The sequence below is a fragment of the Amycolatopsis sp. NPDC003676 genome (genome assembly GCF_053587275.1).
Window position 1 is genome coordinate 1 of sequence record NZ_JBSFNS010000202.1, and the last position, 7,942, is coordinate 7,942.

The 7,942-nt window shown below is 70.4% G+C and carries 8 protein-coding genes; 7 read left to right on the forward strand and 1 reads right to left on the reverse strand.

The features are described from left to right. Positions 1-161 precede the first annotated feature (161 nt). Positions 162-509: an oxidoreductase gene (locus ACWDNU_RS44360; RefSeq protein ID WP_370939265.1), complete on the reverse strand. Its 348-nt coding sequence runs from the start codon at positions 507-509 to the stop codon at positions 162-164. A 193-nt stretch (positions 510-702) separates the two neighbouring features. Here ACWDNU_RS44360 and lpdA point away from each other — a divergent pair, with 193 nt between their 5' ends. The 7 genes from lpdA to lipB all read left to right on the forward strand — a co-directional run bounded on the left by lpdA (position 703) and on the right by lipB (position 7,883). After that, the gene (lpdA, locus tag ACWDNU_RS44365) at positions 703-2,076 is read left to right on the forward strand and encodes a dihydrolipoyl dehydrogenase (protein WP_449673257.1); all 1,374 of its coding nucleotides are present in this window, start codon (positions 703-705) and stop codon (positions 2,074-2,076) included. Between the two features lie 55 nt (positions 2,077-2,131). Then, positions 2,132-3,913, forward strand: coding sequence for a 2-oxoglutarate dehydrogenase, E2 component, dihydrolipoamide succinyltransferase (sucB, locus tag ACWDNU_RS44370; RefSeq protein ID WP_449673258.1), 1,782 nt, complete (start codon positions 2,132-2,134; stop codon positions 3,911-3,913). Positions 3,914-4,026: 113 nt separating this feature from the next. Further along, on the forward strand, positions 4,027-5,133 hold the full coding sequence (locus tag ACWDNU_RS44375; RefSeq protein WP_449673259.1) for a serine hydrolase: 1,107 nt from the start codon (positions 4,027-4,029) through the stop codon (positions 5,131-5,133). Between the two features lie 4 nt (positions 5,134-5,137). Then, on the forward strand, positions 5,138-5,623 hold the full coding sequence (locus tag ACWDNU_RS44380) for an ArsR/SmtB family transcription factor (protein ID WP_370939269.1): 486 nt from the start codon (positions 5,138-5,140) through the stop codon (positions 5,621-5,623). A 15-nt stretch (positions 5,624-5,638) separates the two neighbouring features. Continuing rightward, on the forward strand, positions 5,639-6,517 hold the full coding sequence (locus ACWDNU_RS44385; RefSeq protein ID WP_449673260.1) for a TIGR01777 family oxidoreductase: 879 nt from the start codon (positions 5,639-5,641) through the stop codon (positions 6,515-6,517). After that, positions 6,514-7,143 carry a phosphatase PAP2 family protein gene (locus ACWDNU_RS44390; protein WP_449673261.1) on the forward strand — a complete coding sequence of 210 codons (630 nt, stop codon included), beginning with the start codon at positions 6,514-6,516 and terminating at the stop codon, positions 7,141-7,143. Before ACWDNU_RS44385 ends, ACWDNU_RS44390 begins: the two co-directional genes overlap by 4 nt. Then, positions 7,140-7,883: a lipoyl(octanoyl) transferase LipB gene (lipB, locus tag ACWDNU_RS44395; RefSeq protein WP_370939271.1), complete on the forward strand. Its 744-nt coding sequence runs from the start codon at positions 7,140-7,142 to the stop codon at positions 7,881-7,883. Before ACWDNU_RS44390 ends, lipB begins: the two co-directional genes overlap by 4 nt. Positions 7,884-7,942: the final 59 nt, after the last annotated feature.

Consider the following 7,942-nt stretch of genomic DNA (forward strand, 5'->3'; position numbering starts at 1 on the left):
GGGTGCTTGTCAAGGCATCTTTCCCGCCTTGACAAGCACCCCCGAACCGTCAGCACACTGGGGCTTCGGGGTGCCCCACGCAACCAACGGGCGCAATGTCGCCGCCAGGCGACGAGCCGCCCACAGAAAGCACCCCGACTACCGAAAGCCGAGCACCCACCTCAACTACCCGGCCGACGCTTCTGCCGTTCGGTGTAATCCCGCATACGCTGCGGGTAACCAACCCGCGCCACCTCATACACCGGAATCGTGTTCTTGTGCCCGAACCGCTGCGCGGCATCGAAACTCCCGATCCGCCTCCGGGTCCATTCGCCGTCGTGCGCGACGAGCACCACAGTGGTGTCGGTCACCGTGGTTTTCGGCTCGACGAAGGCTTCCACTCCGCGTCGCGCGGCAGCCCATTCCTGCAGGTAGCGGGTATCGACCTGGCCTCCGGAGCGGCTTGCTCCGGCGGACGGGCCGCGTCTGCCGCGGCGGCGCAACGAGTCGAAGATCCCCACTTCGACCACCTTTCTTCAGGTGAGAGTCCGGACTCCATTATTCCCGGTGGCGCGTGTGGCCGGTGTCGCAGCGCCGCCTTGGCCCGGCTAGGTCGCAACGCCGATCGGCGTAGTGACAAGATGGCTGTTGTCGCGCGCGCGTTTATACCGGGTGCCGCGGCGACCGAAGCTTCACCCCTATCGCTGCCGAGGAGTTATTGAAGTGAGCGACACCTCCGCCGACCTCGTGATCCTGGGAGGCGGATCGGGCGGCTACGCCGCGGCCTTCCGCGCGGCCGAGCTGGGCCTTTCCGTCACGCTGATCGAGAAGGACAAGCTGGGCGGGACCTGCCTCCACCGGGGCTGCATCCCGACCAAGGCCCTGCTGCACGCCGCCGAGGTCGCCGACGAGGCCCGCGACGCCGAGACCTTCGGCGTCAAGGCCGTGTTCGAGGGCATCGACATCGCGGGGGTGAACAAGTACAAGGACGGCATCGTCTCCCGGCTGTACAAGGGCCTCCAGGGCCTGGCCAAGGCGCACAAGGTGAACCTCGTCGAGGGCACCGGCCGGTTCGTCGGCGGCACCACCGTCGAGGTCGACGGCACCCGGTACACCGGCAAGAACGTCATCCTCGCCACCGGTTCGTACTCGCGCACCCTGCCCGGCCTCGAGCTCGGCGGCCGCATCATCGCGAGCGAGCAGGCGCTGACGCTGGACTACGTGCCGAAGAAGGTCGTCGTGCTCGGCGGCGGCGTGATCGGCGTGGAGTTCGCCAGCGTGTGGGCCTCCTTCGGGGTCGACGTCACCGTGGTCGAGGCGCTCCCGCGGCTGGTCCCGAACGAGGACGAGTACGCCTCCAAGCAGCTCGAGCGCGCGTTCCGCCGCCGCAAGATCGGCTTCAAGACCGGCGTCCGGTTCACCGGCGCGAAGCAGGACGACAACGGCGTCAGCGTGTCGCTGGAGTCCGGCGAGACGCTGGAAGCCGACCTGCTGCTCGTCGCCGTCGGCCGCGGCCCGAACTCGGCCGGGCACGGCTACGAAGAGGCGGGCGTGCAGATCGACCGCGGCTTCGTGCTCACCGACGACCGGCTGCGCACCAACCTGCCGAACGTGTACGCGGTCGGCGACATCGTGCCGGGCCTTCAGCTCGCGCACCGCGGCTTCCAGCAGGGCATCTTCGTGGCCGAGGAGATCGCCGGCCTGAACCCGCGCGCCATCGACGAGCGCGGCATCCCGCGCGTCACCTACTCGCACCCCGAGGTCGCGTCCGTCGGGCTCACCGAGGCCCAGGCCAAGGAGAAGTACGGCTCGGACGTCACCACGTTCACCTACGACCTCGGCGGCAACGGCAAGAGCCAGATCCTCAAGACCTCCGGCGGCGTGAAGCTGGTGAAGGCGCCGGACGGCCCCGTCGTCGGCGTGCACATGGTCGGCGACCGGGTCGGCGAGCTGATCGGCGAAGCGCAGCTGATCTACAGCTGGGAGGCGTTCCCGGAGGACGTCGCCCCGCTGATCCACGCGCACCCCACGCAGACCGAGGCACTCGGCGAAGCGTTCCTCGCCCTCGCGGGCAAGCCGCTGCACGTGCACAGCTGACGCGCAACCAGCACAATCCAGACCACGTCTTAGCGATCAAGGGAGCCAGCGAACAATGGCCTACTCCGTCACGCTGCCGGAGCTCGGCGAGAGCGTCACCGAGGGAACCGTCACCCGGTGGTTGAAGCAGGAGGGCGACACCGTCGAGGTCGACGAGCCGTTGCTCGAGATCTCGACCGACAAGGTCGACACCGAAGTACCGTCGCCGGTCGCCGGCACGGTCGTGAAGATCAGCGCCAAGGAAGACGACACCGTCGAGGTCGGCGGCGAGCTGGCGGTGATCGACGACGGCACCGGCGGCGTGCCCGAGTCCTCCGCGCCGGCCCAGCAGGCCGAGCCGGAGCCCGCCCCGCAGCAGCAGGAAGCCCCTGCTCCCGCCGCGGCGGCCGCCCCGGCCGAATCCGCTCCGTCGCAGCCGGACACCGCTCCGGCCGCGGGCGGTTCGGGCACCGAGGTGAAGCTGCCCGAGCTGGGCGAGAGCGTCACCGAGGGCACCGTCACCCGCTGGCTGAAGCAGGTCGGCGAGTCCGTCGAGGTCGACGAGCCGCTGCTCGAGATCTCCACCGACAAGGTCGACACCGAGGTCCCGTCGCCGGTCGCCGGCACCGTGCTGGAGATCCGCGCGGGCGAGGACGAGACCGTCGAGGTCGGCGGGGTGCTCGCGGTCATCGGCGACGCGAACGCCGCCCCGGCCGCCGCGCCCGCCCAGGAAAGCAAGCCCGCCCCGGCACCGGAACCCGAGCCCGCTCCGGCCCCGGTGCAGGAGAGCAAGCCCGCTCCGGCCCCGGCGGCTCCGGCCCCCGCGCCTGCTGCTCCGGCTCCGGCCCAGGAAAGCAAGCCCGCTCCGGCCGCACAGGCCCCGGCGGACAACGGCTCCGCGGACGGCCCGTACGTCACGCCGCTGGTGCGCAAGCTCGCCTCCGAGCACGGCATCGACCTCGCGTCGCTGACCGGCAGCGGAGTCGGCGGCCGCATCCGCAAGCAGGACGTGCTCGCCGCGGCCGAGGCCAAGCAGAAGGCGGCTCCGGCCCCCGCTGCCGCCCCGTCCGCTCCGGCCGCCGCCGCTGCTCCGTCCGCGCCGCGCGCCGCCGCGGTCTCGCCGGAGGTCGCCGCTCTGCGCGGCACCGTGCAGAAGGCGAGCCGGATCCGGCAGATCACCGCCACCAAGACCCGCGAGTCGCTGCAGGTTTCCGCGCAGCTCACGCAGGTGCACGAGGTGGACGTCACCAAGATCGCCAAGCTGCGCCAGCGCGCGAAGGCGGCGTTCAAGGAGCGCGAGGGCGTCAACCTCACGTTCCTGCCGTTCTTCGCCAAGGCGACGGTCGAGGCGCTCAAGCAGCACCCGAACGTCAACGCGTCCTACAACGAGGACACGAAGGAGATCACCTACCACGGCGCCGTGCACCTGGGCATCGCGGTGGACACCGAGCGCGGCCTGCTCTCGGTCGTGATCCACGACGCGGGCGAGCTGAGCCTCGCCGGTCTCGCGCACCGCATCGCCGACCTGGCGGCGCGGGCCCGGGCCAACAAGATCAAGCCGGACGAGCTGATCGGCGGCACCTTCACCGTCACGAACATCGGCTCCAACGGGGCCCTGTTCGACACGCCGATCATCGTGCAGCCGCAGTCGGGCATGCTCGGCACCGGCGCCGTGGTGAAGCGCCCGGTCGTCGTGGCCGACGCCGAGGGCAACGACACCATCGCGGTCCGCTCGATGGCGTACCTGCCGCTGACGTACGACCACCGTCTGGTCGACGGCGCGGACGCCGGCCGCTTCCTGACCACGATCAAGCAGCGGCTGGAAGAGGGCAACTTCGAGGACGAACTGGGTCTCTGATCCGGTAATTCGCTCGGCCCGAAGGCCCCCGCACCCACCCGGGTGCGGGGGCTTTCGCGTTTACGACTTTCGGCTTATCCGGAATTCCGGAATACCGAAGTAAGCTGACCGGCATGCTCACTCGACGAAGCTTGCTCACGTCGGTCGCAGCAGCGGGGGCCGCCACTTTTGTCCTGCCCTCGCTGGCGCTGGCCGATCCTCCGGACCAATCCACTCCCGAAGGCTGGTTCGCCCGGCTCGCGGCGCGCCGAGGCGACGTGTCGGCGGTTTTCGCCGACGGCACCGGCCGCCGGTTCAGCCATCTCCCGGACCGATCGCTCACCGTCGCGTCCGCGATCAAGGTCGTACATCTGCTCGCCTACACGACCGCGGTCGCGCGGGGACAGCTCGATCCGGCCGAACAGGTGCGCGTCGGCGATTGGGGCGCGCGGCATCCGTACATCGGCGACGGCCCGGTCGGCCATGGAAACCACCTGAACGCGTTGACCTACCTGGGAATCCCGTGCGACGAGTACGGCGTCGCGAAAGACCCGGATCAGCGCGTGCCGTTGCGGAGCATCGCGCAGACGATGATCTTGGTCAGCGACAACTCCGCGGCCGACTACCTGCGCTCCCGGCTCGGCGACCGCGCGCTGCGGGAAGCCGCGGCCCGCGGGGGCTGGCGGATGCCGGACGTCCGGATGTTCGGCGGCGAGGTGCTGCTGCTGTATTTCCCCGAGTACTGCCCGCCGCCGGGCAGTCCGGTCGAGGTCCGCCGAGCAGCGGGAGACGCGCTTTCGAACCGGTTCGCGTGCGACCCGTCGTTCCGGGCCCAGGTACTCCCCCGCGCCGCCGAGAAGCCGCCCTCCGCGGAAGCGATCATGGCGTGGTCGGCCGCGACCGGACAGGGCAGCGCCGCGCAGTTGTTCGGACTGCACCACGAAATCGCCACGAGCCGCGATCGAGCGGCCGTCCTCGCCCAGCAACTCCTCGACGTGCCCGTCACGAAGAAGCCTCCAGGCTCGAAAGCCTTGCTGTACAAGGGCGGAAACCTTCCAGGATTCCTCGTTCTCGGGTTCGACGTGCTGTGGCCGGACCGTCGTCCCGGCACCAGCACGATCTTCCTGAAGAACTGCACCCCGGAAGATCTCCAGTACGCCCAAGTGCTGATCCAGCTGTGCGTCGACGCGCTGTACCTCCCGGACACCTTCTCAGCCCTGGAGCGCGCGCTGGGACACTGACCGCATGACCGAAGACCTCGCCGAGCGCGTCGCGGCGCTCGAACGCCGGATGGCCGCATTGGAGGGGCGGCCCGCCGAATCCGTCCCGGGCGGTCCGCAGGGGATCGTGGGCTATCAGGGTGAATTAACGGATCCCGAGCTGCGCTGGGAAATCCGGCTCACCACGCCCGCGGTCCTCTCGCTGCCGGACGGGCCGCGCGCCGAGGTGCTCGCCGCGCTCGCGAACACCGACCGGATCGCGCTCGTCCGGCTGCTCGCCCGCGACGGCGCGCAAACCGGCGCCGCGCTGCAGGAAGCGGCCGAACTCAGCTCCCCGGGACGGCTTTACCACCATCTCAAGGCGCTCACCGCCGCCGGACTGGTCGAGCAGGACCGCCGCGGCAGCTACCGGCTCAAGCCGACCGCCGCGATTCCCGCACTGGTGCTGCTGACCGCCGCGGCCGACGTCGCCGGTCAGCTCCGCCCGGGTGTGCGCGAGCCCGGCCGATAGGACACGATCAGAGGCATGCGGGTACTCATCGCGGGCTCCGGCGGTCTCCTCGGCACCGCATTGACCGGACGGCTGCGCGAATCCGGGCACGAAGTGCGCCGGCTGGTGCGGCGCACCGCGCGGGCCGCCGACGAGAGCGGCTGGGACCCGCCGTCGGGACGGATCGACGACGGCGCGTTCGACGGCATCGACGCGGTGGTGAACCTGTGCGGCGCGCCGTTGTTGCCCGGCCGCTGGAGCGGAATGCGCAAGCAGCAGCTGCTCGACAGCCGCGTAGAGCCGACCGAAGTGCTCGCCGAAGCGGTGGCCGAACACGGCATCGGCGTACTGGTGAACGCTTCCGCGGTGGGCTACTACGGCAACTCCGGGTCCACTGTGGTCGATGAGAACACCAAGGCCGGCAACGGTTTCCTCGCCGAGATGTGCACCGAGTGGGAGGCCGCGACCGTCGCGGCGGCGAACGCGCGGGTGGTCTCGATCCGCACCGGTCTCGTCCTCGCGCGGCAAGGCGGTCTGCTCGACGTGCTGCGCCCGCTCTTCCGCTTCGCGCTCGGCGGACGGCTCGGCGACGGCAGCCAGTACATGCCGTGGATCGCGCTGGACGACGAAATCGGCGCACTCGTGCACATCCTGGAGCACGACACGCTGTCCGGTCCGGTCAATCTCACCGGCCCGATCCCGGTCACCAACGCCGAGTTCACCCACGCCCTCGGCCACGCCGTGCACCGGCCAGCGCCGTGGTGGGTGCCGGAAATCGCGATGAAGATCGCGCTCGGCCAGGCCGCCGAAGAGATGGCGTTGTACGGGCAGCGCGCGGTCCCCCGGAAGCTCGAGGCGAGCGGTTACGAATTCCGGCACCGCACCGTCGACAGCGCGCTCGCCGCGGCGACGTGACGATGCCGCGCGTCCGGTGGATCGTCACCGGGGTGGTGCTGTTCGCCGCGTTCCTCTGGCTCGGCTTCCTGGTGGACCGGCAGCCGCTGCAGCTCGACCTCGAGGTCGCCACTGCCTTGCAAGGACAGGACACTCGCCCGGCCGGCCAGATCGCGGGCGTGGTGACGAACGTCTTCGGCCCGGTTCTGCCGTATGTGGTCGGCGTGGTGCTGCTGGCGATCGTGCTGCGGGACCGGTCGCAGTTCTCGCTCTGCGTACGGCTCGCCGTGGTGCTTCTGCTGTGCCGGCTGACCAGCCTGGCGTTCAAGCCGGTGTTCCAGCGGCAGCGCCCGCGCGTGTACCCGGATCTGAGCTATCCCAGCGGCCACGTCGTTTCCGTCGCGACGACCGGCCTGGTCGTGGTCCTGCTTTGCGCGTGGCTCCGGCCGCGGTTCGTGCGGTGGGCGATCTGGATTTCGGCCGCCGCGACCGTGCTGGCCGCGGCCTGCCGGATCGTGCTCGGCGTGCACTGGGTCACCGACACTGTCGGGGCCGTGCTCGCGGTGCTCGGCGTGGGTCTGGTGTCAGCGACCGCACTCCGGCTGATCCCCTTCCCGGCGGGTGGAAGGCGTAGCCTCGACGAGTGAGTTCTTCGAGCGCAAGCTGTCGTATCGCCACCGAACCCCTGGTCGTGCGCGAGGTCGGGACGATCGATTACACCGAGGCCTGGGACCTGCAGCGAGAGATCCTCGCCGCGCGCGCGGACGAGACCGGGCCGGACACCATGCTGCTGCTGGAGCACCCGTCGGTCTACACCGCGGGCAAGCGCACCGAACCCGAGGACCGGCCGGTCGACGGCACCCCGGTGATCGACGTCGACCGCGGCGGCAAGATCACCTGGCACGGCCCCGGCCAGCTGGTCGGCTACCCGATCCTGAAGCTCGCCGACCCGATCGACGTCATGCACTACGTGCGGCGTCTCGAGGAGGCGCTGATCGCGGTGTGCGACCGGTTCGGCGTGCGCACCGGCCGCGTCGAGGGCCGCAGCGGCGTGTGGATCCCGGCCGACGAACGCGGCATCGAGCGCAAGATCGCCGCGATCGGCATCCGCGTCCAGCGCGGCGTGACGATGCACGGCTTCGAGCTGAACTGCAACGCCGACCTGGCCGCGTTCGACAACATCGTGCCGTGCGGCATCCGCGACGCGGGCGTCACCTCGCTGTCGTACGAGCTGCAGCGCGACGTCCCGGTCGCCGAGGTCCTGCCGCTGGCGAAGGAGCTGGTGCTGGCCGCGCTCGAAGGCGAACTGCCGGTGAGCGACGACCGCTGGCTGCCGCGTCCGGAGGCCCCGAAGGCCCCCGGCGTCACCTTCGCCCTGCAAAACTGACCTGACCGTACGTGAGGGGAACCCTGAGGGAATCTGATTCCCTCAGGGTTCCCCTCACG

Coding starts and splice junctions, on each gene's coding strand:
- sucB (WP_449673258.1), top strand. CDS start 2,132: ATGGCCTACTCCGTCACGCTGCCGGAGCTCGGCGAGAGCGTCACCGAG.
- ACWDNU_RS44375 (WP_449673259.1), top strand. CDS start 4,027: ATGCTCACTCGACGAAGCTTGCTCACGTCGGTCGCAGCAGCGGGGGCC.
- ACWDNU_RS44385 (WP_449673260.1), top strand. CDS start 5,639: ATGCGGGTACTCATCGCGGGCTCCGGCGGTCTCCTCGGCACCGCATTG.
- ACWDNU_RS44380 (WP_370939269.1), top strand. CDS start 5,138: ATGACCGAAGACCTCGCCGAGCGCGTCGCGGCGCTCGAACGCCGGATG.